The organism is Amycolatopsis sp. MJM2582 (genome assembly GCF_000754115.1).
Lineage (GTDB): Bacteria > Actinomycetota > Actinomycetes > Mycobacteriales > Pseudonocardiaceae > Amycolatopsis > Amycolatopsis japonica.
The window spans coordinates 1,468,303-1,494,166 of sequence record NZ_JPLW01000002.1; the positions used below are offsets into that span (position 1 = coordinate 1,468,303).

At 69.8% G+C, this 25,864-nt stretch carries 31 protein-coding genes; 7 read left to right on the plus strand and 24 right to left on the minus strand.

Annotation, left to right across the window (positions count from 1 at the left end; translation table 11 throughout):
* Window positions 1-422 (plus strand): choice-of-anchor P family protein (locus ED92_RS17030; RefSeq protein ID WP_235213299.1); only part of this gene is annotated, 422 nt, incomplete at its 5' end.
* Window positions 423-453: 31 nt separating this feature from the next.
* Here the strand turns inward: ED92_RS17030 and ED92_RS42785 are convergent.
* The gene (locus tag ED92_RS42785; RefSeq protein ID WP_052120611.1) at window positions 454-2,046 is read right to left on the minus strand and encodes a hypothetical protein; all 1,593 of its coding nucleotides are present in this window, start codon (window positions 2,044-2,046) and stop codon (window positions 454-456) included.
* A 281-nt stretch (window positions 2,047-2,327) separates the two neighbouring features.
* Here ED92_RS42785 and ED92_RS17040 point away from each other — a divergent pair, with 281 nt between their 5' ends.
* Window positions 2,328-2,672 carry a hypothetical protein gene (locus tag ED92_RS17040; protein WP_200882711.1) on the plus strand — a complete coding sequence of 115 codons (345 nt, stop codon included), beginning with the start codon at window positions 2,328-2,330 and terminating at the stop codon, window positions 2,670-2,672.
* 147 nt (window positions 2,673-2,819) lie between these two features.
* A complete protein-coding gene (locus tag ED92_RS17045) occupies window positions 2,820-3,329 on the plus strand; it encodes a hemerythrin domain-containing protein (RefSeq protein ID WP_235213300.1) in 510 nt (169 codons plus the stop codon).
* Window positions 3,330-3,542: 213 nt separating this feature from the next.
* On the opposite strand, the gene ED92_RS17050 is transcribed toward ED92_RS17045, so the two are convergent.
* The 3 genes from ED92_RS17050 to ED92_RS17060 are packed head-to-tail and all read right to left on the minus strand — an operon-like array spanning window position 3,543 to window position 5,906.
* Window positions 3,543-4,421: a sucrase ferredoxin gene (locus tag ED92_RS17050; protein WP_037339087.1), complete on the minus strand. Its 879-nt coding sequence runs from the start codon at window positions 4,419-4,421 to the stop codon at window positions 3,543-3,545.
* The gene (locus ED92_RS17055; protein WP_235213301.1) at window positions 4,418-5,710 is read right to left on the minus strand and encodes a cupin domain-containing protein; all 1,293 of its coding nucleotides are present in this window, start codon (window positions 5,708-5,710) and stop codon (window positions 4,418-4,420) included. Before ED92_RS17055 ends, ED92_RS17050 begins: the two co-directional genes overlap by 4 nt.
* Window positions 5,697-5,906, minus strand: a complete 210-nt coding sequence (locus ED92_RS17060; RefSeq protein WP_037340202.1) for a hypothetical protein — start codon at window positions 5,904-5,906, stop codon at window positions 5,697-5,699. Before ED92_RS17060 ends, ED92_RS17055 begins: the two co-directional genes overlap by 14 nt.
* Window positions 5,907-6,811: 905 nt before the next feature.
* Here ED92_RS17060 and ED92_RS17065 point away from each other — a divergent pair.
* From ED92_RS17065 to ED92_RS17080, 4 genes are all read left to right on the plus strand, one after another.
* Window positions 6,812-7,225 (plus strand): hypothetical protein, encoded by a 414-nt coding sequence (locus ED92_RS17065; protein WP_037339090.1) that lies wholly within the window; start codon window positions 6,812-6,814, stop codon window positions 7,223-7,225.
* A gap of 63 nt (window positions 7,226-7,288) precedes the next feature.
* Window positions 7,289-7,720, plus strand: a complete 432-nt coding sequence (locus tag ED92_RS17070) for an Hsp20/alpha crystallin family protein (RefSeq protein WP_037339093.1) — start codon at window positions 7,289-7,291, stop codon at window positions 7,718-7,720.
* Between the two features lie 80 nt (window positions 7,721-7,800).
* The gene (locus ED92_RS17075; protein WP_037339096.1) at window positions 7,801-8,004 is read left to right on the plus strand and encodes a hypothetical protein; all 204 of its coding nucleotides are present in this window, start codon (window positions 7,801-7,803) and stop codon (window positions 8,002-8,004) included.
* Between the two features lie 27 nt (window positions 8,005-8,031).
* Window positions 8,032-8,316 (plus strand): J domain-containing protein, encoded by a 285-nt coding sequence (locus ED92_RS17080; protein ID WP_037339097.1) that lies wholly within the window; start codon window positions 8,032-8,034, stop codon window positions 8,314-8,316.
* Here the strand turns inward: ED92_RS17080 and ED92_RS17085 are convergent.
* The 20 genes from ED92_RS17085 to ED92_RS42500 form a co-directional block, all read right to left on the minus strand.
* Entirely contained in the window at window positions 8,271-8,798 is a 528-nt protein-coding gene (locus ED92_RS17085) for a hypothetical protein (RefSeq protein ID WP_052120732.1), read from the minus strand. The genes ED92_RS17080 and ED92_RS17085 overlap by 46 nt on opposite strands.
* A gap of 31 nt (window positions 8,799-8,829) precedes the next feature.
* Window positions 8,830-9,147, minus strand: a complete 318-nt coding sequence (locus ED92_RS17090; protein ID WP_037340209.1) for a hypothetical protein — start codon at window positions 9,145-9,147, stop codon at window positions 8,830-8,832.
* Between the two features lie 142 nt (window positions 9,148-9,289).
* Window positions 9,290-10,636 (minus strand): MFS transporter, encoded by a 1,347-nt coding sequence (locus tag ED92_RS17095; protein WP_152610940.1) that lies wholly within the window; start codon window positions 10,634-10,636, stop codon window positions 9,290-9,292.
* Between the two features lie 4 nt (window positions 10,637-10,640).
* Complete coding sequence (locus ED92_RS41385) at window positions 10,641-12,011, minus strand: serine hydrolase (protein WP_052120617.1); 1,371 nt, start codon at window positions 12,009-12,011, stop codon at window positions 10,641-10,643.
* Window positions 12,011-13,249 (minus strand): DegT/DnrJ/EryC1/StrS aminotransferase family protein, encoded by a 1,239-nt coding sequence (locus ED92_RS17105; RefSeq protein WP_037339100.1) that lies wholly within the window; start codon window positions 13,247-13,249, stop codon window positions 12,011-12,013. Before ED92_RS17105 ends, ED92_RS41385 begins: the two co-directional genes overlap by 1 nt.
* Before the next feature lie 9 nt (window positions 13,250-13,258).
* Window positions 13,259-14,242, minus strand: a complete 984-nt coding sequence (locus tag ED92_RS17110) for an NAD(P)-dependent oxidoreductase (RefSeq protein ID WP_152610941.1) — start codon at window positions 14,240-14,242, stop codon at window positions 13,259-13,261.
* A gap of 72 nt (window positions 14,243-14,314) precedes the next feature.
* Complete coding sequence (locus ED92_RS17115) at window positions 14,315-14,950, minus strand: LysE family translocator (protein ID WP_037339102.1); 636 nt, start codon at window positions 14,948-14,950, stop codon at window positions 14,315-14,317.
* Window positions 14,951-15,070: 120 nt separating this feature from the next.
* Window positions 15,071-15,592 (minus strand): diaminobutyrate acetyltransferase, encoded by a 522-nt coding sequence (gene ectA / locus ED92_RS17120; RefSeq protein WP_052120621.1) that lies wholly within the window; start codon window positions 15,590-15,592, stop codon window positions 15,071-15,073.
* Window positions 15,589-16,368 carry an enoyl-CoA hydratase-related protein gene (locus tag ED92_RS17125; RefSeq protein ID WP_037339105.1) on the minus strand — a complete coding sequence of 260 codons (780 nt, stop codon included), beginning with the start codon at window positions 16,366-16,368 and terminating at the stop codon, window positions 15,589-15,591. Before ED92_RS17125 ends, ectA begins: the two co-directional genes overlap by 4 nt.
* Window positions 16,365-16,604 carry an acyl carrier protein gene (locus tag ED92_RS17130; RefSeq protein WP_037339108.1) on the minus strand — a complete coding sequence of 80 codons (240 nt, stop codon included), beginning with the start codon at window positions 16,602-16,604 and terminating at the stop codon, window positions 16,365-16,367. The genes ED92_RS17125 and ED92_RS17130 overlap by 4 nt, the downstream gene beginning before the upstream one ends.
* A gap of 20 nt (window positions 16,605-16,624) precedes the next feature.
* Window positions 16,625-17,611 (minus strand): hypothetical protein, encoded by a 987-nt coding sequence (locus tag ED92_RS17135; RefSeq protein WP_052120623.1) that lies wholly within the window; start codon window positions 17,609-17,611, stop codon window positions 16,625-16,627.
* Entirely contained in the window at window positions 17,608-18,228 is a 621-nt protein-coding gene (locus tag ED92_RS17140) for a 4'-phosphopantetheinyl transferase superfamily protein (protein ID WP_052120625.1), read from the minus strand. The genes ED92_RS17135 and ED92_RS17140 overlap by 4 nt, the downstream gene beginning before the upstream one ends.
* Window positions 18,225-18,710 (minus strand): flavin reductase family protein, encoded by a 486-nt coding sequence (locus tag ED92_RS17145; protein WP_052120627.1) that lies wholly within the window; start codon window positions 18,708-18,710, stop codon window positions 18,225-18,227. The genes ED92_RS17140 and ED92_RS17145 overlap by 4 nt, the downstream gene beginning before the upstream one ends.
* Window positions 18,711-18,717: 7 nt before the next feature.
* On the minus strand, window positions 18,718-19,896 hold the full coding sequence (locus ED92_RS17150) for an acyl-CoA dehydrogenase family protein (RefSeq protein WP_081975822.1): 1,179 nt from the start codon (window positions 19,894-19,896) through the stop codon (window positions 18,718-18,720).
* Window positions 19,896-20,150, minus strand: coding sequence for a phosphopantetheine-binding protein (locus tag ED92_RS17155; RefSeq protein WP_037339114.1), 255 nt, complete (start codon window positions 20,148-20,150; stop codon window positions 19,896-19,898). Before ED92_RS17155 ends, ED92_RS17150 begins: the two co-directional genes overlap by 1 nt.
* Window positions 20,151-20,161: 11 nt before the next feature.
* Window positions 20,162-21,385 carry a hypothetical protein gene (locus ED92_RS17160; protein ID WP_037339117.1) on the minus strand — a complete coding sequence of 408 codons (1,224 nt, stop codon included), beginning with the start codon at window positions 21,383-21,385 and terminating at the stop codon, window positions 20,162-20,164.
* On the minus strand, window positions 21,382-22,845 hold the full coding sequence (locus ED92_RS17165) for a class I adenylate-forming enzyme family protein (RefSeq protein WP_037339120.1): 1,464 nt from the start codon (window positions 22,843-22,845) through the stop codon (window positions 21,382-21,384). Before ED92_RS17165 ends, ED92_RS17160 begins: the two co-directional genes overlap by 4 nt.
* Entirely contained in the window at window positions 22,842-23,123 is a 282-nt protein-coding gene (locus ED92_RS17170; RefSeq protein ID WP_037339123.1) for an acyl carrier protein, read from the minus strand. Before ED92_RS17170 ends, ED92_RS17165 begins: the two co-directional genes overlap by 4 nt.
* Window positions 23,120-24,592: an amino acid adenylation domain-containing protein gene (locus ED92_RS17175; protein ID WP_052120629.1), complete on the minus strand. Its 1,473-nt coding sequence runs from the start codon at window positions 24,590-24,592 to the stop codon at window positions 23,120-23,122. The genes ED92_RS17170 and ED92_RS17175 overlap by 4 nt, the downstream gene beginning before the upstream one ends.
* A complete protein-coding gene (locus ED92_RS42500) occupies window positions 24,589-25,557 on the minus strand; it encodes a BtrH N-terminal domain-containing protein (RefSeq protein ID WP_161791112.1) in 969 nt (322 codons plus the stop codon). Before ED92_RS42500 ends, ED92_RS17175 begins: the two co-directional genes overlap by 4 nt.
* Window positions 25,558-25,864 lie beyond the last annotated feature (307 nt).

A 25,864-nucleotide genomic window follows, 5' to 3' on the forward strand; every position in this document is an offset into this window, starting at 1 on the left:
CCGGCCTCGCGCTCAACCTCGGCCTCCTACCCGCCACGCTCCCGCTACCCGGGCTGAGCGCTGAAGCGATCAGGGCAGAATGCCGCGACGGCAAAGGTTCGGTGTCGATCGCGAAGCTGAAGGCCGGCGGCAAGGTCCTCGACCTCGACCGGGTGCCGCCGAACACCACCGTCCCGGTGGCCCAACTGATCGAACTCGTGGTGAACAAGCAGACCAAGAACAACGACGGCACCCTCACCGTGACCGCGGTATCGGCCAGGCTGCTCGGCCAGACCCAGACCGTGGACATCGCTTCGGCCACCTGTGCCAAGGCAGGTACTTCACCGGAACCGACGACCAAGCCCGCCGCCGACAAACCCCAGCCCAGCGGCAAAGCGCCCAAACCCACCCCGGTTCCCGCGCATCTGGACGTCACCGGCTGATCTCAGCAGCCGGCCGAGTAGTGGCACGCGGTCACCAGCAAAGCGCCAGTGTCTGCCTCCGTTCCCGGACGGCCAGCGCGACCGAGGCCGCGGCCAGCCCGCTCATGACCACCGTCGCGGCCGCCAGCCGTCGGAGCCGCCACGCGGATCGGTCCGCCTGGGCCGTCTCTTCTTCGCGGGTCTGGATGCTCGCGGCGAGGAACTGGTGTTCCCGGAGGGTCAGTCTCGTCGATCCGGCCAACGTGATCGCTTCGTCGAGCTGGCTGCCCCGGTAGAGCGGCGCCGGGTCGCGGTTCGCGCGTTCCCACACCCCTGCGGCCTCGGTCAGCCGCCGGTGCAGGTACAGACGGCCGCGACCGGTGGACAGCCAGTTCCGCAGCCGCGGCCACTCGCGGATGAGCGCGTCGTGCGCGAACTCCAGCCCGTCGGCGCCGGCGGTCACGAGCCGGGCATCGACCAGCCGGGCGACCACCGGGGCGGCGGCCGGGTCGAGTTCGTGCGCGGGGACGCGCCGCCGGGTGTCGTAACCATCGAATCCCAGCGTGGTCAGCCGGAGGAACACGTCCCGTGCTTGCCGCTGCCCGATTCGGTCGAACTCGCCGAAGACCTTCTCGGCCGTGTCGGCCAGGGCACGCGTTATCCCGCCGGACGCCTGGTACGCCGCGAGGGTGAGCGTGGCGCCGTGAGGGCGTCGCCAGGTCCGGCGCATCGCCTGGGAGACGAGCGGGAGAACACCGTGCCCGCCCGCCGTCTCGGCCATGATCGTGGCGACCAGCGCGCCTTCCAGCTGGTGTCCGGTGGCGATCGCCGGTCGCATGATCGCCGAGCGTAGCTGCTCTGCGGTCATCGGCCCGGTGTCGACCCGGTTCTCGGGGCTCAGCGCCGCGGCGAGCGCCGGGTACCTGTCGCAGTGTCCGATGAAGTCCGAACGCACACCCACCACGAGCCGGGTCCGGCTGTCCGGTTCCTGGACGGCGTGCAGGAGCACCGCGACGAAGGCGTCACGCTCCTCCGCAGTCCGGCAGCGGGTGAAGACCTCTTCGAACTGATCGACGACGAGTAGCAGTTCCGCGTCCGCGTGCCGCCTCGCCAGGAGCTGACGGACCCGCAGATGCAGTCCCGCCGGATCCGCCGTCAGCTCCCCGTGCAGCCGGACCGCCGATCCGCCGCTCACCGCGGCCAGCTGGATCGCGCTTTCCCGGAGCGGATGTGGTCCGGGAGTGAGTCGCACGATCGTCCGATCCCGGCCGGATCTCCGGACAGCCGCGATCAGCCCCGCCTCCAGCAAGGAGGACTTGCCGGATCCCGATGCGCCGGAAACCGCGACGAGTCGCCGTTCGGTGACTTGGCGCGACAATTCTTCGACGAGGTGCTCGCGACCGAAGAAATAGCCTGCCTGATGCGCCCCGAATGCGGCGAGACCCGGATAGGGGATCTCTTCGTCGATTTCCTCGGGCTCCGGGGCACGGTTCATCGTGGTGATCGCGTACCAGCGCTCCTCCCACTCGGCGAGGTCGCCTTCACAGGCCCGGACATAGGCCAAGGTCACCGCCAGAGTCGGCAGTTTCCGGCCGCCCGCCGCGTCGGACAAGGTGCTCGCCGCGTAGTGGGCCCGCTTGCTCAATTCGCGATACGGCGGGCTTCCGGCGTTCTCGCGTAATCGTCGTAGATCCCCCGCGAACTGTGACAACGAATCTTCGTCCGTAACAAAGGGACGTTCATACCGTGGCATCAGCCACCCCCCAGGTGTCTGCTTTTCTCCATTGTCCGGAAGTTTGTCGTTCGCTGTCCACTCCCCGGCACAGAACGCTCCCGCCGCACTAGACAGGTGACAGCGGGGGCCGCGCTTTACACGGCGCTCGTGCTCGAAAACCGGAAACGATCACCGGAGGGGAAATGGATAACGTGACGATCCGCAGAATCGCGGTGGCGGCGGGGGCCGTGGCGCTGACCGGGGGTGTCCTGCTGGCAGGCGCCGGCTCGGCGTCCGCCGACACCGAGGGGAAGCATCACTCGGCGATCGGCGGGGAGGTCGGCACCAGCCACGTGGCCAGGTGGACGACCACCTACTACGACGGCGTCGCGTGGAACGCCACCGTGTTCGTGGACTACGGCCGCAGCGGCGCCTGGACCAAGTGCTCGGACGGCCACGAAACCCACGGACCGTTGGTGGGACCGGGCACCTGGCTGTGGGGCGGCGACTGCTACAACCACGGCCGCATCGTCAACTACGGCTGGTACGACGGCTGACAGTGATCTGGACGGCGGCCCGTTCCCTTGTCGTGGGGCGGGCCGCCTCGTCCTTCGGCCGTGCTTCGAGTTGCAGGACGGCCGCTGCCCAGGAATTGTCGGCATATGACTGCCGTGACGATTCCCCGTCCAGTTGCTGGTGACGTCGTGGACCTCATCCTGGACGACCACCGCCTGTTCGAACAGCTCCTCCGTGACCTGCGGGACGCGACCGCGGACCGGGAAGGTGCCCGAGCCGCGTTGTCGGCGGCACTGATAGCGCACGGTGAAGCCGAAGAACAGGATGTCTACCCCGCCCTGCGGCGCAAGGACGCCATCGACAAGCACGAGCAGGAACACGGCGAGGAAGAACACGCCGAAGGCAACCAGGCGCTGTTGGACCTGCTGGAATGCAAAGGCACCGACACACAGAAATTCGACGACGCGGTCGAGAAGCTGGCTGAGGCGCTCATGCACCACATCGGCGAGGAAGAGCAGACGATCCTCAACCCAGCGCGCACCGAAGTGAGCGAGAAAATCCGCCAGGACCTGGGCACGGCGTGGGCCCAACGCCGCAACGCCCTGCTCGACCAGGACTGCGGTTCAATCGAGTTCGTCAAAAAGGTGGTGGCCCGAGCCGAGAAGTCGGGCCTGCTTTCCTCCGACGACGACAAATGACCGCTCCGAATCGACGATGCAGCGTGCGCTGAGCGCGAGCGGGCGTGCGAGCCGGGCGATCACCTTTGACCGCGAGGACACCCAGGACGATCACGACCGGAATCGTGACGCCGAGGGCATTCGCCGGAACCAGAGGCTTGATCACGAACATGACGACCATCACGGCGCCGATCGCGCCCTACCACCACTGATCCCCCATACGGTCAGCCACGATCAGTACCGGAAATCCAGCAGTTCGAACACCCGTATCGTCCGCACGGGCTCGGTCGCGCACGTGAGCCGTCGGCCTGCCGGGATCCGGCCTTCGCGCAGCCGCACGATGCAGTCGGGTTCGGCGAAGACCACCTGCCAGTCGGTATCACCGGTTCGTGTGGTCTTCGTCAGCCGGAGATCGTCGATGCCGACGACGCCGGTGGCGGCGCGGGCGTGATGGTGCGCCGCTTGGACGACCGGTAGGTGCGAGGAACGGCCACGCAGGAACCGGCCGTCGACGACCCCGTCAAGGTACCGTCGGAAAAGACCGCTCGCGTCGGCCGGACGCAGGCCGCCGAAGGTGAAGCCGTGTGGCAGCAACACCATCGAGGGAGCGAACCGGCAGCCGCCGAGATGGCTGCATTCCCAAGTGGACTCGGAGAACTCCGCGGCCAGCGTGGTCGCGAGCGAACGGCCGCGCACCGCGCAGCAGGTGTCGTGTCTGCCATGGACGCACACGAGCGCGAGGGGTTCCGGCCACACGCGTCCCTCGGCGAAGGTGCTGCGGCCGAGTTCCGCGGCGTCGCTGAATTCCCCGGTGCGGATCTGCTCGTGGCCGGGGCGGGCGTCGACGCGGAACCAGCGGAACGGCCGATCGCGGATGGCCGGACGCCGAGCGACACGGCGCACCAGAGCGATCCGGCCATTGACCCGCGCCGCCCACGAAACGAGCGAGGCGACCGCGCCCGGATCCATCCCGGATTCCCTGAGCGCGAAGCGGCCCCAGGGGCCCGGATGCTCGACCAAGAGCCAGTGCTCCGCGGGCGGGGCCGTTCCCTCCCTGGGATCGCCCGCGGCTTCGGCCAGGTCCGCGCACCGTTGCGCCGGTGTCGCGATCATGCCGTCGCGGCCATCAGCACGCCTTCCCTGAGCAGGCGGCGCACGAGCACGAACTGATCGCTTCGATCCATTCCCGGGATCTCCCCCAGCCGCCACACCCTTCCGTCCAGTAGCACCGTCAAGGCGGTCGAGGTGGCTGCCGGCAACGAAAGGCGACGATCCGGGAGTTCGAGAACGATCCTGCCGTCCGCTGTGTCGCCGATGCGGAAACGCAAACCGTCGCGACGCCGCACGGCATCCCCGTCGCCAAGGCCGAGCGCGAACCTGGCCGTGGCGACCGGTGCCAGCGGTTCCGGACGATTCCCTTGCCACACCTTGTCCCGGACATGCCGGGCGAGGGCGTCGCCGGGCACCGCCCGCAGCGCGGCGATCAGAGTTTCCCGGACGGACTCGACATACGTTTCCAGCCGGTCCGGGTCGCCGACGTCCATCCCGAGCGGGAGCGACGCGCGCAGCCCTTCCTCGGAACCGACGAGCGCGGTGAGCGCCTCCACCAGAGCGAACGCGGTGATCACGTGGACGCCGACGGTCAGATGCGCGGAAACGTCACCGAGCGCCGTCGCCGAATGGAGCCAGCCGCGGGGCAGATACATCATGTCGCCCGGTTCGAGGACTTCGTCGATGACCGCAGCGTCGTCACGGGCCCGCGCGGCCACGGCATCGGCGTGCTCGCTCCACGGCTGATCACGCAGCGGCGACGGGTGGACGGGCGCGTGCACCTTCCATCGTTTGCGGCCTGCCACCTGGAGCACGAAGACGTCGTGCACGTCGTAATGCGCCGAGAAGCCTTGCGACGACGGCGGGGTGACGTAGGCGTTCACCTGCGCGGGATGGCCGAGCTCGTCGGCCAGGCGCGTGGTGAAGTCGATGACGGCCGGCCAGATGCGGTGCAGCCCCTGGAGCACGATGGTGCTGCCGTCGGCGAAAAGAGCGGCGACCCGGTCGTCGCGGACCTGGTCGCCGATCTCCGCACCCACACCGCCCCCGCCGGTGAACGAGCGGGAATCGACCACCGCGCCGTCGCGAGCCAGCCGCAGGAACGGCGTCCGCAGCCCGCGGCGGGAAAGGATTTCGTCGACGCCGTCCAGATCGAGCAGATCACCGAAGTCGCCGCCGGTTCGCCGCAACAACGGTTTCCTGCCCCAATGCCGGGCGGCGAACTCCTCGATGTCGGAACCGACCAGGCGCGACAGGACAGTTTTTGACGCGCGGCCGTCCACCGGCACCGGGACGCTTTCGCGCCTTGGCCCGGTATCGGTGGACGGCTCGCTCAGATCAGCTCGCGCCACTGTCCGCGCCGCCGTCGGCTCCGCCGTCGTGCTGGCCGGGGGTGCCTTCGCCGGCGCCGGAATCGGCAGGCCCTTCGGCGCCACCGTCCGCCCCACCGTCGTGCTCGCCGGAAGTCCCCTGGCCCGCCCCGGCGTCGGCCGGTCCTTCCTTGTCCTTGTCCGAGGTGGTGGAGATGTCGTCGTCGTTCAGGCTCATGTCGATTCCCTTTCCCATGATCCGGATGAATCAGGGGCCGGTTACCCCGGTTCCGCCCGGGACACACCTGCGGAGACCGATTCGCGACTTGTCCCGCGCTCTGCGGGAGCGTCCTCGCGGCGTACGGTGAGTGCACGTGTGGTTCAACCCGCAGCGGGATGGACTTCTTACAAGCGGCCAACGGCCACTGGTAAGGACCCCGCCGCGGCGCGCGGCGGGGTCGCCGGAGTGTCACAGTCCTGAAAGTCGCGCTCGATGACATCACCTGCCTTTCACTCAGCCGTGCCGGACTCCACGAACCGGTACCGGAGGTGAACGCTGCCGCATCCAGCGCTCACCGACGTGGACCGCGGGACACGGTCGCGCTGCCGGTGAACGGGCCGGCCGTGCGGTCCGAGCGGCCCGTGATCGCTCGGACGGGGCCACGCCCCGCGGACGCCGAGGGGGAATACGTGAGACATCGGCGAAAGAGGCCGCGATGATCGACTCGAACTCGGTGCGCAGCCACACCCGGTCCGCGTACACCAGCTCGGCGAACGCTTCGTTCACCGCTGTACGGCGGGTACCGTGCCGCATCTCGATCACTCCCCGGAACGTCGTCGGGACCGAAGCCAGGTCAAGTCATCTCTGAAAAACTATGTAACTCGCCTTGCCGAGGATGTCAAGCCCCGCACACTTGCGGCCCCGCGCCCGACGTGCTATCAGAGAATTAGCACTCGGGGGTCGAGAGTGCTAACGGGCCACACCTCTCCACAAGGACGGAAAAGCATGGCAGCTGTGATCGTTTTCAGCACCGTGGTCACGGGCATCGTCGCGATGGTCACCGTGGCCGCCCGCAGATACCACCTGGACGATCTCACCCGCGACTGACCACGGACTCCCGCTCACGAACCGATGGAGCATTCATGGGGTTGAACAAAGTCTGGATACGCACGCTCAGCGATGGTCTTCTCCGTGCCGACCAGGTCATCGGGCTGACCGCGCACGCCACCCCGTCGATTCCCGGCAAATCCCCACGCTGGCTGTTCGACGCCACCGTCGCGGTCCCCGCCGGCAGCGGCAACACCAGCGGCTGGGACGTCGGCATCCTGCATCGCACACTGATCCAGACACCCGTCGAACCGGTCGAGGCACCCGACGAGCTCGCCCGCCTGCTGGCCCGTCTCGACGAGCCGGGCACGGCCGGGATCATCGAACCGATGGCCGACCGGATCGCGGACGGCGCCGGCCGGATTCGTTTCCGCTTCAGCTCCTTCGGCGATTCCTCGCCGGACACCACGGCGGCGGAACAGGAACACGAAGCGGCGAGCCGCCGTTGAAAAGAACGAAGGCACACGCTTTCGCCGCGAAGAGGTGGCGATACGAGGAAGGAGGCAATTGTGATGTTGATGCGAACCGATCCGTTCCGTGAGCTGGACAGGCTCACCCAGCAGTTCCTGGGCGCCAACGGCACCGCTTCCCGCCAAGTGATGATGCCGATGGACGCCTACCGGTCCGGCAACGAGTACGTGGTGGCGTTCGACCTGCCCGGGGTCTCGCCGGATTCGATCGAAATCGACGTGGAACGCAACGTGCTGACGGTCAAGGCCGAACGCACCCTCGAACCGGGCGGGGACATCGAGGTCCAGGTGGCCGAGAGGCCTCGCGGGGCGTTCAGCCGTCAGCTGTTCCTGGGAGACACGCTGAAGACCGACGACATCGGCGCGGAGTACGACGCCGGGGTGCTCACCCTGCGCATCCCGATCGCCGAACAGGCCAAGCCACGCAAGATCGCCGTCACCGGTGGCGAAAAGGCCAAGCAGATCAACCCCTGACCGTTCCCGAGCACCACTCGACGCGGCGCGGCCTGCCCTCCGCGGTGCGGGCCGCGCCCCCTCAGCGCAGGAGTACCGCGATGCTCGACGACGAAAAGCCCGTGGCGGACGTGGCCGACCAGCACCGGCTCGCCCACGCGGTGGACGGTGACCCCGGCGAACACTTCGACGAGGAAATGGCCACGGCGTTCGACGCGAATCGGATACCGGAGGCCGATCCCGCCGACGTGGCCGACCAGCGACGTGATGTTCCCGCGCTCGCGGACCGGGAACCCTGGCACTGACCGGGTTTTCGGGGCAGGTGATGGAGCATGACGGCCGATCCGTACACGGTGCTCGGGGTGGCTCGCGACGCGACCCCGGCCGATATCGCGACGGCGTATCGCCGTCTCGTTCGCAGGCTGCATCCCGATGGCCGGTTCCCGGATCCCGAGCGCCTCGCCGCCGTCCTGGCCGCTTATCGGACGCTTCGCGACCAAGCGCCGCGGACGACCGGATCGCGCGGTGTCGCCATTCCCGTCCGTGTCCGCAAGCGACGGAGCTCGTCGCCCTACCTCCGGTGGCGTCCGGGTTCCGATGACGGCGAGAAGCCGTGATCGGGCCTACGGCCGAGCCAGCGCGCCGTTTGCGGCATCAGCGCCAACAGGAGCGTCGCGGCCGCCGCGACCAGGACCACCGCGAACGGCCAGCCGGAGCCGATGCGCGGGGTGAAACCGCTGTACGAGACAGCGAAACGCGAGCCTATCCACGGCACGAGCAGGACCAGGCCGGCGAATCCGCATGCGATCGACGCTCCGGCCGCGGCGAGTACCCGCCCAGGCCTTTTGCGCCGGAGCAGCATGATCCCACCGCTCGCCAGCAGCGCTGTGGTGAACAGATCGGTCACCGCGGCGATCCCCAGGAAGACGGGAACGGCGACGGAGAGATCGATGTCGGGGGCGACGACTCCGACGGCGAGCAGGATAAGGGAATAGGCGAACTCGACGGTGTGGAGCGCGGCAGCTGCCAGGAAACCGAGACCGCCGAGAATCGCCAGAACCCCGGCAGCGATCCCGGTCGAGCTTTTCGGCTGCGACATCGCGGCGAACAACGGATGGTGTCGACGGTCGTCAGCAGGCCTTGACGATGACCGAGTGCGCCTTGCTGCCGAGGTCGAGGATCTTCACGTTCCGGTTCCCCGCAGGCACGCGAACCTCATAGGTACCCGGATTGACCGGGTATCCGAAATAGCTGCCCGCCGGAGCGGCCCCGGTGCCCGCGATCATCGCACCGTCGGTGCGGTGGATCGTCGTGGAGACCGAGCTGCCGCAGTTGTTCGAGATGTAGATCTTGCCCTTGGTCGCGGCCGAGGCGGAGCCTGTGCCGAGGACCGAGACGGCCAGCCCTGTGGTGGCCAGAACGGCAAGTGCGCGCCGGGTAGTCGTCATGGTGGCTTTCTCCAGTGTCCGATCGGGGTCGGCCACAAGCTACCGGCAGGCGTGTTCCCCTGCTGTCGGTCGAACAGACCACAACGCACGAGTCGATCGGTGATGTCGGTCTCGCCGGACCTCGAACGCCCGCGCGAAGTGCTCACCGCACCCCGTTGGTCCCCGCTGTGACCCGTGGCCCGCCCAGTCCGAGGGTCGCGGCCGTACCGAGGACGGCGGCCCCCAAAGCCACGAAGATCCCGGACGGCAGATCGGTCGCGCCGCTCCCCAGCGCGACGGTACTGATCACCGCCGTGCCGAGCGCGGAGCCCAGCTGCGGCGCGGTGTTGAGCAGACCGGACGCGATACCGCGGTCCGTCTCCCCCACCACGGAGGTCCCGGCGTTCGTCGCCGCGACCGACGCCGCGCCGAGCCCGGTTCCCGAGATCGCGAGCGACACCGCGAAGCCCGCCGTCGAGCCGGTGCGCAGCGCGATCAACCCGATCACCAGCGCCGCCGCGACGACACCGAACGCCCCGAAGGCGACCCATCGGCCGCTGAGCCGGTCCAGCAGCCGGGTGCCCAGCCAGCTTCCGCCCACGACGCCGATGCTGAAGGGAGCGAACAGGAATCCGGTGGTCCCGGCCGACAAGCCTTGCTGCTGCTGGAAGAACACCGTTCCCAGCACACTGGCCGGGGTGGTGGCGAAGGTCAGCGCGAACGCCACCACGAGCGCGGCGTCGAAGCGCGGCGTGCCGACCAGACGTGCCGGGACCAGCGGGTCGGCGGTCCGCCGCTCCACCACGACGAAGGCCGCGAGCAAGGCGACAGCGCCCGCGAGAGCGACCACCCGGACGGTTCCGGTCGCCGCGCTGACACCGTAGATCGCGGCGAGCAACCCACCGGTCACCAGCATGGCGCCCGGCAGGTCCAGCGAACCGCGTCCGGCGCGTTCGGTACGTGCGGGCAGCAGGGAACGCGCGAACAGCAACACCGCCAGGCAGATCGGCACGTTGAGCAGGAAGATCGAGCGCCAGCCCGCGTAGTGCACCAGCAGTCCGCCGAAAAGGAACCCGGCCGCTCCCCCGGCAGCCGCCGTGGCCGTCCACCAGCCGACCGCGACCACCCGCTCCCGGCCTTCGGCGGTCAGGGACAACACCAGGGCGAACGCCGCCGGGACGACGAACGCGGCGGCCAGTCCCTGGATCGCGCGAGCGGTGATCAGCACCTCGATCCCGGGCGCCAAGCCACCCGCGAGGCTCGCGGCCAGGAACGCGGTCATTCCCCAGACGAACGTCCTCCGGTGCCCGTAGCGGTCCGCGACCCGCCCCGCCGACACCAGGAAACCCCCGAACAGCAACGCGTAGCCGCTGACCACCCATTGCGTGGAGGCCTCCGCACCGGGGAACCGGCGGCCGATCTCCGGCAGGCCGATCACCGCGATCGTCACCCCGAGCACGTCCACGAACTGAGCCGCACACAGCAGCAGGACCGCCGCCCGCTCGCGCATCACATCACCCCATCACGCTGTCCATCCTGCGATCCCGCAGCCGATCCCGCCACTCACGCCGGACGTAGGGCAGGCCGTTGAGATGCACCACCGGCACACTCCCGTCGCCGGACACCGTCGCGCCCAACGCGATCCGCCGCGTACCGGCGTGCGGACCCCACGGCGGCGCGCCGGGGTCGAACCGAGCCGGGCTCCGCCACACCCCGCCGAGATGCGGTGCCAGCCGCGCGCATTCCTCCTGTGACCGCAATTCCAGGTCCTCGTCGCCGCCTCTGGACACGTTCAGCGTCGGCGCTCCCGCCCGGACGTACTCGCCGGGCAAGGCGCGCGCGGCGACGGCGTCCGGCCTCGGATCGGTGTCGGAGTCCTCGATCCGGCCCAGACCGTCGAACAGCGACGCCATCACCTCGTAGCGCCGCTCCCGCAGTTCCTCTCCCCGGTTGTCCATCCACACCACGCCGCGTCCGCGCGCGGGGTCGAGGATCAGCTTGGCCCACATCCCGCCGAGAAAACCTTCGTGGCCGATCTGCCGGACACCTCCGGTTTCCGGGGTGAGATAGCAGCCGAGGCCGTAGCGCAGGTCGATGTCCAGCCGGGGATCGGAATGCGGTGTGTGCATGGTTTCCAGTCCCCCGCGCAGGTGCAGCGCGCCGAATCGGGCCATGTCCACCACGGTCGAATAGCACAGCGACGAAGGTTCGTGTTTCGTCCCCGCCCTGGCATCGTGTTCGACCCGCAGCGCCGCGCCGGACCGGACATGGTGCTGGGCGAGGGAATGCGTCATCGCGACCATCGGGTCGTGCGTGCTCCGGGTCATCTCCGCCGGTTCGAACAGCCGCTGCCGCATCAACTCCGCGAACGGCGTGCCGGTGACCTCCTGCGCGACGAGCCCGGCCAGGCTGACGCCGAGGTTGCTGTAGCCGTAGAACTGGCCCGGTCCGGTGAGCACGGGCGTCCGCGCGTAGTCGCGGCGGACCGCCTCGGCGAGGCCCGCGGGGTCGCGGCTGAGGCCTTCGTGCGTCACCGCATCGGGCAGGAGCCCGGAACGGTGACTGAGCAGATGCCGCAAGGTCGCGCCGCCGGTCCCCTCGCCGGTGCGGCGGCGGAGGCCGGGAACGTAGTCGTCGACCGGCCGATCGAGGTCCAGTACGCCCTCGTCGGCCAGGGTGACCAGAACGGTCGCGGTGAGCATCTTCGTGATCGAGTAGATCCGGAACACGGTGTCCGGCGTCATCGCGTGCCCGGTCTCGACGCTGGTGACCCCGTCGGCCACCGCGACGCCGGGTCCGGCCGCGGTGAAGGAGCAGACGGCGACACCGGGAACGTCGTGCTCGCGGCGGAACCGGCTCAGGCACTCTCGGATGTCGGCATCCATCACGCCACCGCCTCCACCCGCTGCCGCGCCAGCGCCCGTCCGACGGCCTCGACGACGTAGTCCGCGTCGTGGAGACCGAGTTGCGGTGAGAGCGGCAGATTCACCAGGCGCCGGAACCAGACGTCCTCCGCGACCGGCACCGAACCGAAGACACCGCCGCGCCGGCGCCACTCCGGCAGCAGGTGGACCGGGAAGTACCGCAGCACGACCTCGATGCCCTCCCGCTCCAGGTCCCGGACGAGTTCGTCCCGGTCGATCTCCTCGTCCCGCAGGAGAAACGCGTACAGGTGGTGGGCGTGGGCATATCCCTCCGGCGTCTCCAGCACCTGGACGCCGAGCTCACGCAGCCCCGCGTCGAGCCGCTCGGCCACGGCGTGGCGCCGCGCGATCAGGCTGTCCAGCCGCCGCAGCTGGGACCTGCCCATCGCCGCGGCGGGGTCGGCGAGTTGCGCGTTCAGCCCGCCGGACCTGATCCGGGCGCAGTCGTGGGTGTACGCGTTCTTCTCGTGGGTGACCGGCCTGGGCGGCGTTCCCGTTCCGTAGCGGCCGAACTCGAGTGGCTTGCCCCTGCGCACGAACTCGGCGTCCGGGTTGATCGCGCGTAGCGCCCGCAGCCGATCGGCCACTCCGGCGTCGCGGACGGTGAGCATCCCACCTTGGCCGAGGGTCGAGATGTTCTTCAGCGAGTGGAAGCTCCAGCAGCCGATGTCACCCCAGGTCCCCGCGCTGCGGCCGCCCGCGGACGCTCCGATGGCGTGCGCGCAGTCCTCGACGAGCGCCACACCGGCCCGCTCGGTCAGCGCTCGCAACTCTTCGACCCCGCCGCAAAGACCGCCGTAGTGGGTGGTGAACACCGCGCGCGTTCGGGGCGTGAGCGCGTCGGCCGCGGACGCCGGATCGAGGCACAGCGTGGTCTCGTCGATATCCGCGAACCGGACGGTGACGTCGCGGCCCAGCAGTGGCGCGGCGGTCGCCTGGAAGGTGAGCGGTGTCGTGACCACCTCGTCGCCCGGTTCGAGTTCGAGGACACGTGTGGCCAGTTCCAGTGCCATCGTGCAGCTCGACACCGCCACCGCGTGGGCCGCGCCGGTGCGCCGGGCGAACTCCTCTTCGAAGCGCGCCACCTCGGCGCCGTCGGAGAGATGTCCGCCGGAGGTGAGCACGGCCGTCACGGCCGCGAGGTCTTCCTCGGTCACTCCACTGCCCTGCCCGTGCTGCGGGATTCGGTACGTCGTCATGGTTTCCCCTCAGCTCGCGATCGGGCGCGCCGGTTTGAAGTACGTCGGCACCGCGGGCAGTTCCGGGGACGGCCCCAGTTCCGCGGCGAGCCGGGCGACACCCTCGTCGAGAGCGATCTCCGGCCGGAAACCCAGCCCTCGCAGGCGGTCGATGTCGGGAACGTGGCGATAGGTGTCTTCGGTGACGGAGGCGTCCACGACGAGTTCGACCTCGCGCCCGGTCGCCGACGAGATCGTGTCCACGAGCTGCCTCAGGCTGTACTCCGCCCCGGTGCCCAGGTTGTAGGTGGCGCCGCGTTCCCCGCGCTGGGCCACCAGTTCCAGCGCGCGCACGACGTCGGAGATGTGGGCGAAGTCGCGGGTCTTCCGGTCGAGGTCGCCCGCCGCCTGGACGGGAAGACCGTTGAGGTGCCAGCGAAGGTATTGCGAGACCTCTCCCCCGGCCGTCCGGGGATCCTCACCAGGCCCGTACAGGGTGAACGCGCGGGCGACGACCGTGTCGAGGCCGAACGTCTCGCCGAACGCGCGCACCACGTGCTCACCGGCCAGTTTGGACGCCCCGTAGGGCAGAAACGGTTCGGTGGCATGGGTTTCCGGCATCGGTACCACACGCGGTCTGCCGTAGACCATCGCCGACGAGAGATAGACGAGCCGGGAGACGCCTGCCGAGACCGCGCCCGCGCACAGATTGGCCGTGCCGAGGGCGTTGATCCCGAAATCGAACAGCGGGTTCTCCACCGATCGGGTCCCGCTCGGGTTGCCCGCGAGGTGGAACACCGTCGCCGCCCCGGCCAGCGCCGCCGCGGCCTGCCCCGGATCGCGCAGATCCGCGCGCCGGTAGCCGATTCCCGGCGGCAGCACCACCGCCGCCGGATCGGCGATGTCGGCGACGACCACCCGGGCGCCGGCGTCGTGCAGATGCCGCACCAGATGCCCGCCGACGAAGCCGAGCCCGCCGGTGACGACGGTGATTCCGTTTTCTTCGATCGACATGTTCGTTCCCCTATCGAACGCGATGAAGCCTTTTTCGGGCAGCACGGACCCCGGCTGCCTCGTGAAAGTCGTTCAGCTGCTGACCACCAGCGCGCCGCCGAGGCCGACGAGCGCCGTCCCGGTGACCCGGTCGAGCACCTTGCGCGGCCCGCTGCGTCGCATCAGGCCCGACAACCGCGCCGTGAGCATCACGAACAGTCCCCACCAGAGGACACCCAGCGCGATGTCGAGCCCGCCCAGCAGCAGCACCTGGGGCGCCACGGCGGCGTCCCGGTCGATGAACTGGGGCAACACGCTCACGAAGAAGAGCGCGGCCTTCGGATTGAGCACGTTGGACAGGAACGCCTGGCGGAAGATCCGCGACGGGCGCCCGGTCACCGGTTCGCCGGAATCCGCACCGGGCTTCTCGCTCTCCGGCTCGGTCTTCCAGGACTTCCAGAGTGCCTGTGCCCCCAGGTAGACCAGGTAAGCGGCTCCGACGAGTTTGAGCACGGTGAACGCCACCGAGCTGTGCAGGAGAGCGGTCGAGACACCGAGCGCCGCGGCCGTCATGTGCACGGCCAGGCCGCACTGCACGCCGATCGCCGCGATGAATCCACTGGAACGCCTTCGCGCCGAAAAGCGCAGGATCACCATCCAGTCGGGGCCGGGGACGACGTAGGCGACCATGACCACGCCGATGAACACCGCCAGCGTTCCCGCGCTCATCGTCCTCCCTCTCCGCTCCGCACGCTTCCGCTCCCCCGGGTTCCCGATCATGGGCCGTTCCAATCACGCGGTGGCGGCCCCCGGATCCGTGTCACTCGAAAGCAGGGTTTCGGCATCGGCTCAGCCTTGCCGAGGGTTTTCGATGGAGAACCGGTACAGCATCTCGACGTCGTGCCCGTCGCCGAGTTCCGCGGCGCCGAACAATTCGCTGATCTCCAGCTCGCCCGCGTATTCCGCGGCGAGTTTCCGGATCAGCATGATGATCGCCCGGTTACCGGGGTTGACCGTCGTTTCGAAGATCCGCGCGCCGTCCGCGCGGACCCGGCGGGTGATCTCGTCCATCATCGCGAACGCGAGCCCCGGTACCGGCCGGTCCTGGTCGATCGCCGATTGCCAGGCGAAGTAGACGGCCGGATCGCGCGGCGGCCGGTACCCGGTGACGAACCCGAGGATCCTGCCGTCGTGCTCGGCCACCAGCGAGGTCGACGCGAAGTCGCGGCACCAGATCAGATAGGCGTACCGCGTGTTGACGTCGAGCCGCCCGGACCGGCGGACGAGATCGTGCACGGCGGCGGCGTCCCCCACGGCGGGAGACCGCAGCGTCACCTCTCGCACGGACGGTTCACCGAGTACGGAAGTCATCGCACTGCCTCGATTCGTTCGGTCATGGCGTTCGCGAGATGGGCTGGGGCGTGCTCGCTGTTCCACGTCGCGACCCGGTCCAACCCGGCGGTCAGCGCCGGTCCGTGCGGATGGTCGAGCACGCGTTTGACCTCGGCGAGCACGGACGGCGGTTTGGCCCGGACGAGCTCCGCGAACCGGTGGGCCGCGTCCCGCGCCCCGGCCATCGAGTCGGCCACGTCGTTGACCAGCCCGGCCCGCAGCGCGCGGGCGGCCTCGAAGCGGCCTCCGCCCAGGGCCAGTTCCCGGACGACACCTTCCCCGGCGAGCCGGGGCAGCCGTTGCAGGCCGCCGAGATCGGCGACCACGCCCAATTCGGCCTCGGGCATCGAGAACCAGGCCCGCTCGGTGGCGAACCGGACATCGCACGCGCTGACCAGCTCGAACGCGGCACCGGTGCATTCACCGTCGATGATCGCGACGACCGGGCGCGCGCAGGACGCCACACCGGTGATCGCCCGCTGCAGGCGCCGGATGTCGGACGACAGCGTCTCGGTGGTGTCGCCCCGCCGCGCGGCGCGCCGGAGCCGGGTGAGGTACCACCGCAGGTCCAGCCCGCGGGAGAAAAGGTCCCCCGCTCCCCGCAGGAACACGCAGCCACGTTCCTCGGCGAGCGAGCCGGTGAAATCGGCGAGTTCGGTCCAGAACGCGCCGCCGAGCACGTTGCCCTCGCCGGTCCCCCGCACGACGACGTCGAGGTCGCCGGCGTCGGTCCGCTCGACGGACAGGGCGTTCATGTCGCGCCACCCCGTTCGACGATGGACGCCAGATCGCCGATCCGGTGGATGTTCCCGAGGTCTTCGTCCTCGATCGTGCAGCCGAAGTGGTCCTCCACCAGGGAAAGCAGGTCGATCACCTGCGCCGAGTTCATCCGGAGGTCGCGCTCGAGCGCGGAGTCGGCGGTGATTTCGCCGGGCGTCTCGTCGAGTTGTCCACGGACGAGCGCGGCGATCGCGGGTACGGAATCGGACATGGCCGTCAGCTCCTTTCTGGTCAGTCGCCGGGGCCGTCGAGTACGGCGAGCGCGCCGGCGGCGCGGCGGCCGGTCTCGTGTTCGAGGTCGGCCAGTTCGGCGAACGCGCCGCGGACGAGGGCCGGGCGGGCGCGGCCCCGGTGGGCGGAGGCGACCGCGAACCGCAGGGTGCGCGGCAGTTTCGACCACCCGTCGGCCGCGGAGTCGAGAGCCTTCCGGCTCGCCGCGCCGGTGGTGCGGTAGCCCATGTGCCGGGTCAGCCGCCGGTAGCGGAAGAGATGGTGCCGGGACGCGGCCCAGCAGTCGTCGACGACGCCGGGATCGCCGAGCAGCGCGTCGCCGTCGGACAGGCGTTCCCCCAGCCGTTCCAGTGCGGTGGCGCTGTCGGTGATCCAGCGGCCGGGTAGTACGGACGGCCGGATCCGAGGGAGACTCCGCCGGAGCAGCAGGTAGCGGTTTCGAGGCACCGTTACCTCGAAACCGAACGCGAAAGTGTTGCGCAGCCGGTGCTTCGCGGGTTCGTCGTGATCGCGGCGCATGAGTGAGCGGAGCTGGGCGTCGTCGATCCAGCCGTCGAACGGTTCCTGTTCGGCCCCGCTGGTCATCAGCCCGGTGAACCGGTCGTGAACATGCCAGCGACCGCCCTCGTGGCCGTCGACGAGCACGAAATGGGGTGCCGCCGCCCCGTCCGGAGCCGCCGACCACGGCAACTGCGAGCTGTAGCCGACGACCAGGGCGCGGCCGAACCGGCCGATCTCGTGCCGGGCCACCTCCCGGGCCGCTTCGAAGTCGTCGAAACCCTCGTAGGTCAGCCGGGAGCCGTCACCGAGCCGGTTGAGCGGGCGGTCGTGGTGCGACATCGCGATCAGCCCGTCGGGCCGGTCGAGGTCGACCGCGAGCCGCACGGACGCGGCGAGGAAGTCGGCGCTGCCCGCCGCCTCGCCTTCTTCGAGGTAGGCCGCGAGATTGGCGGTGTAGCAGCTGAGTCCCGGCGCGGTCTCCGTCATCGGTTCCTCCTTTCCGTGAACGCGCAGCACACCGCGGCGGCGCTGTCGGCGTCCCGGAGGTGCAGCCACCGCAGGGCACGCCACGCACCCGCGCGGTCGGCGGGGTGGACGGGGATGGTCCAGGGACGTCCGGCGATACCCTCTCCGGTCGCCTTGACGCAGGCCTCCTGCGCCGCCCAGATGCGGGCGAAGCGCCGGGCGCGGTCCGGCGGCGGGGCCGCGGTGAGATCCGAAGCGAGCCGGGGCTCGCAGCAGCGCCGCATCATGCCGGGGCTGGGCAACCAGGCTTCCTGGACGTCGACGCCGACGTCCCGGCCGGGAGCGACCGCGACGGCGACCGTGTCGGCCGAGTGGGACAGGCTGATCCCGACGTCGCGGCGGGCCGGCAGCACGGGCTTTCCGTGCGCGGTCTTGCCGACGCGGGTGCCGTCGATGTCCAAAGTGGACAACGCGTGGGCCAGCAGGGCTCGCGCGGCCGAGTACTCCTTCGCCCGCCAGGCGGGCAAGGAACGGGCCTCCGTGACGGCCTGGGCCGGTACCGGCAGGTGGTCGAGGACGTCCGCGATCGGGCCGACGGTGACGTGCACGCCCTCCGCGGCTTCGGTCCGCGCGATCACAACACGGCCTTCAGTTCCCGGCGATGCACCAGCAACGGGCTCAGTTCGTGCCGGATCTCGCTCCAGCGAGGCGCCCCGACGACCAGGACGTGGTCGGCGTACGGGAGTTCGTCCGCGACGTCGCAGGTGAGCGCCGCGACACCGCCGCCCGGGACCGGGAGCCCGTCGATGTCGCGGACCTCGGTGCGGTGGAACCGTCGCGCGGCGGGCAAGGCGGAGAAATCCGAGCACAGGCCGCCCTGGCCGGAGCTGAGCACGGTGATCGCGAACCGGCCCGTGCGCCGGAGGTGGCCCAGTGTCGAACTCCCCGCGCAGAGGGCGAGCACGATCAACGGCGGGGAATCCGACAAGGACATGAGCGCGTTGACGGTGCACCCCGCCGGACCGTCCGGTCCGGCGGTCGTGACCACGGTGACGCCGGTGGGCCACTGGGCCATCAGCGACCGGAAACCCGCCTGGTCCTCGGTGAGGGAAAGGGTCATCGCCGCCTCACCAGCCCAGCGTGACGTCGCGGTCGAACAGAGCCAGCGCGCCGTTCGCGTCGAGCAGGCGGTCGTTGGCGTAGTTCAGGCTGGACGCGCGCAGATCGCGGAAGACCCGTTCCAGCGGGATCGACGATCCTCGCATGTACCCGTGCCGAAGACCGGTGAGCTCGATCATGCCGTCGACCACCGCCAGCGCGCGCTCGGCGGCGAAGACCTTCAGGCCGTTGAGCCGCAGCTGCACCGGAACGGCTTCCGGATCGGACGCGGTCTCGGCGTCACGGATCACCTGCCCCAGCAGGGCGGCCATGGCGTCCAGGTCGAGCCGGGCGGTCGCCAGCCGGCGGCGGAGCAGTTCCGACGCCGGGTCGAACTGACCGCGGGTACGGGGCCCGCGGATCATCTCCAGCACCGCGGCCAGCGCGCCGCGGGCGCCGCCGAGCCAGCACGCGGCCCAGCCGATATGCCCGGCCGGCACGAACGTCCGGATCGCGACCTCGCGGAATTCTCCCGGCCGCCCCACCACGTTCCGGGGGGCGACCTCGCCGGCCAAGGTGAGCGGGACACTGTGCGTGCCGCGCATCCCCATCGGATTCCAGCTGCCGCGCCCGACGGTCACCTCGAGCTCGGCACGGTCGGCGTAGACCAGGGAAACGTCGTCGTAGCCCGCGTCAGGTCCTTTCCGCATCGTCACGAGGAAACCGTCGGCGACGGCGCCGCCGGTGACGATCGGAGCGTCACGGTGGATCGCCAGCCGGGGGCCGGACGGCGTCAGCGGCGCCTCCGCGGTGAGCAGATGCCCGCCCTTGCCGCGTTCGCTGGTCACCGACGCGAGGTAGACCTCGCCCGCGGCGATCCTCGGCAGCAGGTCCTCGCGCAGTTCGCGACCACCGTGGGCGACGATCGCGGCGACCTGCTGGCAGTGCATCGCCCAGATCATCGCGGTGGACACGCATGCGCCGCCCAGTTCCACCGACGTCCTGGCCAGGTCGGTCAGGCCGCCGCCGAGCCCGCCGAATTCGCGCGGGACGAGCAGGCCCATCAGCCCGGACCGGCGCAGTGCCGCCAGTTGTTCCGCCGGGAACTCCGCCGTTTCGTCGATCGCGCGGGCGTGCTCCCGCAGTACCGGGACGACCTCCGCGGTCCGTTCGGCCAGGGTGGCCGGTTCCGTCGCGGTCGCGGTCATCAGCTGTTCACCCCCGCCTCGTGGGCCTGGCGGACCCGGTCGTACAGCGCGCCCTGCGTCGCGAAAGTGCTGTCGGTCATCGCTTCGTCGGGAAGCTGTACGCCGAATTCGTCTTCGAGATCGAAGAGCAGGTCGATGGCGCGCATCGAGTTCAGGCCGAGGTCCTTGAGTTTGGCGTCGGCCGTCAGGTCCTGTCCCGGCTCGAGGTTCGTGAGGTGCTTGCGCAGGACGAGGTTGAAGCGTTCGGTGTCCATGGTTCCTCCAGTCAGAGCGGGTCCCGGCCGACGGTCAGGCGGGACGCGGATTCGAAACGGCCGCCCGCGACGACGATTTCGGCGGGCGCGGGATGGCCGAGGAAGGCCAGCAGGCTGGCCGTGGGCCCGTAGGCGCCGGTGTTGGGGATGGTGACCAGATCGCCGGTGGCCAGCGGCGGAAGGTCCGCGCCGCGGGCGAGGACGTCGAGCGGGGTGCACAGCGGCCCGGCCACGGTGGTGGGTTCGCCGTCGGATCCGGTCTCGCCGCCGGCGCCGATCACGGACGCCGAGACGGCCGGGATCCGCCGCAGCCCGGACATCCCGCCGAGGTGGTGCACCCCCGTGTCGAGCATCGCGTATCGCGTTCCCTTGGAGGACTTGACGTCCACCACCCGGCTGACCAGCACTCCGCAGTCGCCGACGAGGTACCGGCCGGACTCGAACGAGATCGACGGCGAGCCGTCACGCCAGCCGGGGAGCCGGTCGTCCAGCAGGGTTTCGAGGCCGGCGGCCAGCCCGCCGAACACCGGGCGTGTTCCGGCGCGGGCGAACGGCAGGCCGAACCCGCCGCCGAGGTCGACCTCGGTCAGCCCGGGGAACACCGTCGCCAGTTTCGCGGCGATACCGATGCCGACCTCGAACTGGGCGAGCAGATCCTTCTCCTCCGTGAGGTTCGTGCCCATGTACAGATGCAGCCCCGAGACCGCGGCGTGCGGCCTGCCCGCGAACAGCGGGGTCTCGGCGAGCACCCAGGAGAGGTCGGCCCCGAACTGCGAGGACGTGCCGGTCATGCTCAACCCGGCGCCCGGTACGGCCAGATCGGCGTTGACCCGCAACGCGCACTCGGTGTGGACACCGTGTCCGGCGGCAAGCCGGTCCACCCTCGCCAGATCTTCCGGCGACTCCACCGAGAAATGCCGCACGCCGCGCCGCAGTGCGTGGTCCACGGTCCCTTCGGTCTTCGCCGGGCCGGTCAGCAGGACGGCTTCGGGAGCGACGCCCGCCCCGAGCGCGGCGTCGATTTCGCCGGTGGAGCTGACTTCGGCCCGGCAACCGAGCGAGTGGAGCAGCCCGATCACCCTCGGATGGGGGTTGGCCTTCACCGAGTAGTACACAGTGGACGGTCGAGGCAGCGCGGCCACGAGGTCCGCGTGCGCTCGTTCGATCGCTTCGAGGTCGTAGACGAAGGCGGGCGTGCCGAACCGTTCGGCGACGGCGGCGGGCGAGGTGGTCACAGCGCGTCCTCCAGCTCCCGCTTGTCGATCTTCCCGTTGACCCCGTGCGGGATCCGGGCGAGGACGAGCAGCCGGTCGGGCACCTTGTGCGGTTCCAGCCGCCGGTTGAGCCCGGCGCGCAGTTCCGCTTCGTCGAGCGATCCGGTGACGGCCAGTACGGCGGGGCGGCCTTCGCGCGGGGGCAGCACCGCGGCCTCGGTGACGCCCTCGACGTCGGCGGCGGCGCCTTCGACCTCGATCGCGCTGACCCGGAAACCGTTCTGCTTGTAGATGTCGTCGTCGCGGCCGTCGAAATAGATGTGGCCTTCGCCGTCGACGCGGCACCGGTCGCCGGTGAGGAGCGTGGCGCGGCCGTATTCGTCCCGGGGGAAGCGGGCCGCGGTCAGCTCCGGCGCCCGCCAGTACCCGGCCATCACGTTCGGACCGCGCACGGCGAGCTGACCGACCTCGCCCGCGGGCAGCTCTTCGCCGTCTTCGCCGAGTATGACGACTTCGGTGCCCGGCAACGGTTTCCCCACCGAACCGGGGCGGACGACGTCGGCGTTCGGGCTTTCGATGGAGACCCTCTTGCATTCGGTCAGCCCGTACATCGGGATCACCAGGAGTTCGGGCGCGTACTCGCGGAGTTTCGCCGACGTCGCCGGGGAAAGCGCCGCTCCGGTGTTGGTGACCAGCCGGAGTGTCCCGGGAAGACGCCCGGCCCGGCCGGCGAGCCGCAGCAGCGTCGCGGCGAGGCCGGGGACCAGCGGGAGGACGGAGATCCGGCGGGCCTCCAGGGTGCGCAGCAGCGCGGGCCCGGCGTCGCCGTCGTCACCGAGTACCAGGCAGGCGCCCGCCGACGCGGCCAGGAACACCTGGTAGAGGCCGTAGTCGAAGGACAGCGGCAGGCAGCAGAACACCCGGTCTTCCGGCAGATAGCCCAGTTTCTCCGTGATGGCGTCGATGGCGAAGAGCGCCTGATGGTGCGTCGACACCACGGCCTTCGGTTTCGCGGTGCTGCCCGAGGTGTAGATCAGGCTGAGGATGTCGGTGCCCGCCACCGTGACGGACGCGGGTTCGCCGTCGTGTTCGTCGGGCAGTTCGTCGATCTTCCGGACGGCGGAGGCGAGTTCGGCGAACGCCTCCTGGGCTTCGGCCGAGGCCAGCACCAGTTTCGGTTCGCTGTCCCGCACGATGTGTTCGAGGTGGTACGGCCGCGTCTGATCGCTCACCACGACATAGACCGCACCGATCCGCGACGTCGCGTAGAGCAGCGCGACGGTGTCCGCGTCGTGCGGCGCCGCGATGAGGACGCGGTCCCCTCGTTCGACGCCCTGCGCGGTCAGCCAGGCCGCGAGCGTCCGCGATCGCCGGGCGAGATCGCGGTAGGTCCAGCTCAGCTCGCCGCGGACGACGGCGGGCGCGTCCGGCGTGGCGGCCGCGCGGTGGTCGACCAGGTCGTGCAGCACTCGGGCGGTCATGCCGGGCCTCCTTTCGCACCGGCCGCGCCGAGCAGGCGGGCGAGGGAGTCCACGGTTTCGAAGGCCTCGGGGACGATGCGGTCGGCGGGAACCTCGACGCGCCAGTGGTCTTCCAGGCGTTCCAGCGCGCTGACGATGGCGACCGAGTCGAAACCCGGCAGATCGAACAGCGTCCGTTCGGCGAGTACGTCCTTCGTGGTGAGGCCGAGCAGGTCGGCGAGGGTGCCGGTGATCGAATCGGTCAGCGCCGCGGCGGTCGGTGAAGGGGCCGGAGTCATCGGGTCTGCGCTCCTCGGTCGATGTCGAGCGCGCCGATCAGCGCGCGTTTGGACGTCTTCCCGGTGCCGGTGGTTGGCAGCCCGTCGAGCACGTGGACGCGGGCGGGCACCATGTAGTGCGGGAGGCGATCCCGGCAGTGCCGCAGCAACGCGGGGATCAGGGATTCCGGCCGGACCGCGCCCCGCGGCACCACGGCCGCGTGCAGGGCGTTGGTCAGCGCCGGATCCGGTACGGCCACCACGGCGACGGAGTCGACGTCGGGGTGGGCGGCGAGGTGTGTCTCGATGTCGCCGAGTTCGACGCGGTAGCCGCGCGTCTTGACCAATCCGTCGTTGCGGCCGAGCAGGCGCAGTGTCCCGTCTTCGTCGCGGCGGGCGAGATCTCCGGTGCGATAGAACCGGTGACCTCCCTTGTGGAGCATCGCGGCCTCCGTCAGCTCCGGACGGTTCAGGTATCCCGGCGTGACGCAGTCCCCGGCGACGACGAGTTCCCCTTCGGCGGCGCCTTCCAGGCTGAGGTGACCGTCTTCGGTGCACAGGCCGATCGTGACGCCGTCGACCGGTGATCCGATCGGGATCCTGGTGTCGGGCTCCGGTGGGACTTCGACCCGGTGACTGGTGACCACGTTGGTTTCGATGGGGCCGTACAGGTTCGCCATCCGCGTATGGGGCAGAGCACGCATGAGCTCGGCCAGCGGCGCGGCGCGGAACTCCTCCCCCGCGAACAGCACCCGCCGCAGATGCGGCAGTCCTTCCTCGTGCAGGTTCGTGCGGTGGGCCAAGGCGCTGAGCGCGGTCGGCACCGCGTAGAGGTGCGTGATCCGGCGTTCCCGGAGGAACCGGCCGAACGCCTGGGGGAACAACGCGTCGCGCTCGGGAACGAGATGAAGCCGGGCACCCGCGCCGAGACCGGCGTAGAGATCGTAGACGGGCAGATCGAAATGCAGCGGTGCGTGCACGGCGACCTGATCGGACGGATCGAGCGGGAAGGCGCGTTCCGCCCAGGAGACGAACGCCGTGGCGTTCCCGTGCGTGATCACCACGCCCTTGGGTGTCCCGGTGGAGCCGGAGGTGTAGAGCACGTAAGCCTCGTCCGCCGAGGCCGGTTCAGGCCACGCGACGGATTCGCCCGGAGCTCCGAGCAGAGCGACGAGGTCGATGTCGTCGAGCACGAGGACGCAGGCGGCGTCCTCCACGATGAACTGCCTTCGTTCCTCCGGTAGCGCGGCATCGACTGGTACGTACGGGATTCCCGCGCGAAGGCAGGCCAGGAAAGCGACGACGGTGTCGGCGCGTTTGCGGCTCACGACCGCGATCCGGCCACGGGTACCGCGGATCCGGGCCGCGAGGACGCCGGACGCGTGGGCGAGTTCGCCGTAGGTCAGCTCCACGCCGTCTCCGTCGATCAGGGCGGGTCGGTGCGGGGCTTCGGCGGCGCGGGTGAAGAACCGGTGATGGATGGCCGTCACTGCGTCACTCTCCGATTTCGGTCGGCGTTCAGATGGGATCGCGCCGTGCGGGCTTCGGCGTCGAGCGCCGCCGCCAGCGCGTCGGTCACCGTGGCGGGCACGGAACGGCCCGCTTCGGCACGGCGGACGGCGATATAGGTCAGTTCTCGCAGCTTGCGCCACCTGGTGACGACTTCCTCGGCCACGGCGGCGGCGAAGTCCGCCACCGCGGTCCCCTGGTCGGCGAGCCACAGCGCGTGCAGTTCCCGGTCCCTGGTGAGCAGCCAGGTTTCGAGTGTCAGCCTCCGCAACGCCTCCGCGCTCGAGGTCTGGTGTGAGCCGAGGAAAGCGGCCACCGCTCCCTCCCGATGAGCGCCGTCGATCGCCTCGCAGTTCGCGAGCACCTCACGGACCGGGTCGACCGGCTCGGGGGTTCCGGAAGGCCGCAAGGCCGCCCACGAACCCTGATCGAGCGCGTGCCCGAGATCGCCGAGCGCGATCTTGGTGGCCAGGGGTTCGGCGCGACCCCATTTGGTCACGTTTTCGTAGGGATCGACGACGTGTATTTGCGGTTCGCGGCCTTCGTCGACGCCTTCGACGACGAATCCGTGTGTCATATGCTCATTTTCGTGATACGGAAGCCAAGGCATCCGGAATGCGTCGCCGGTGACCGCTACGGCACGACCCGCGCGCAGTTCTTCCCGCCATTCTTCGATCACTTCGGTGACACTCCCGATTCGCCGCCACTCCGGCTGGAAGCCGGTGAACCGCCCGACCGATCGCACCCGTTCACTCGGCGGCAGATCGACCATCACGCCGGTGTCGACGTCCTCGATGGTGCGGAAAGTCCATTGATGTGCGAAGGGAGTACGGATGTCGACGACCCCGGCCTGCGCCAGTAACAGCGCGACGGTGTCCCAAACACAGTCCAGGTACGCCGAATCGACACGGTCCAGCAGGTGGGCACAAGGAGCGAATGAACGCATTTCCTGCATTGATTTCCCCCACGTCCTCGACGAGAACGAGTTCAATTGCATTTACTGATCGATTGCGGTGACTTATTTGTACCGCAACCGCAATACCGCTGCAACACATCCCATTCGGGGACAATGGGAAATGGAGCGGGGTTAGCCGGGAAAAAGAGAAGCAAACGCGACAACCCGGTGCAATATCGATGGCGGCCGGAGTAGCCGCCTTGCTCCGAACGGCTCAGTGTCGCCGCCAAGTTCGCTCGATCGGCCGCCGGAAGCACGTTCCAGCCGATGGTACGGCCGCTCGCGGGTGGTTTCGACG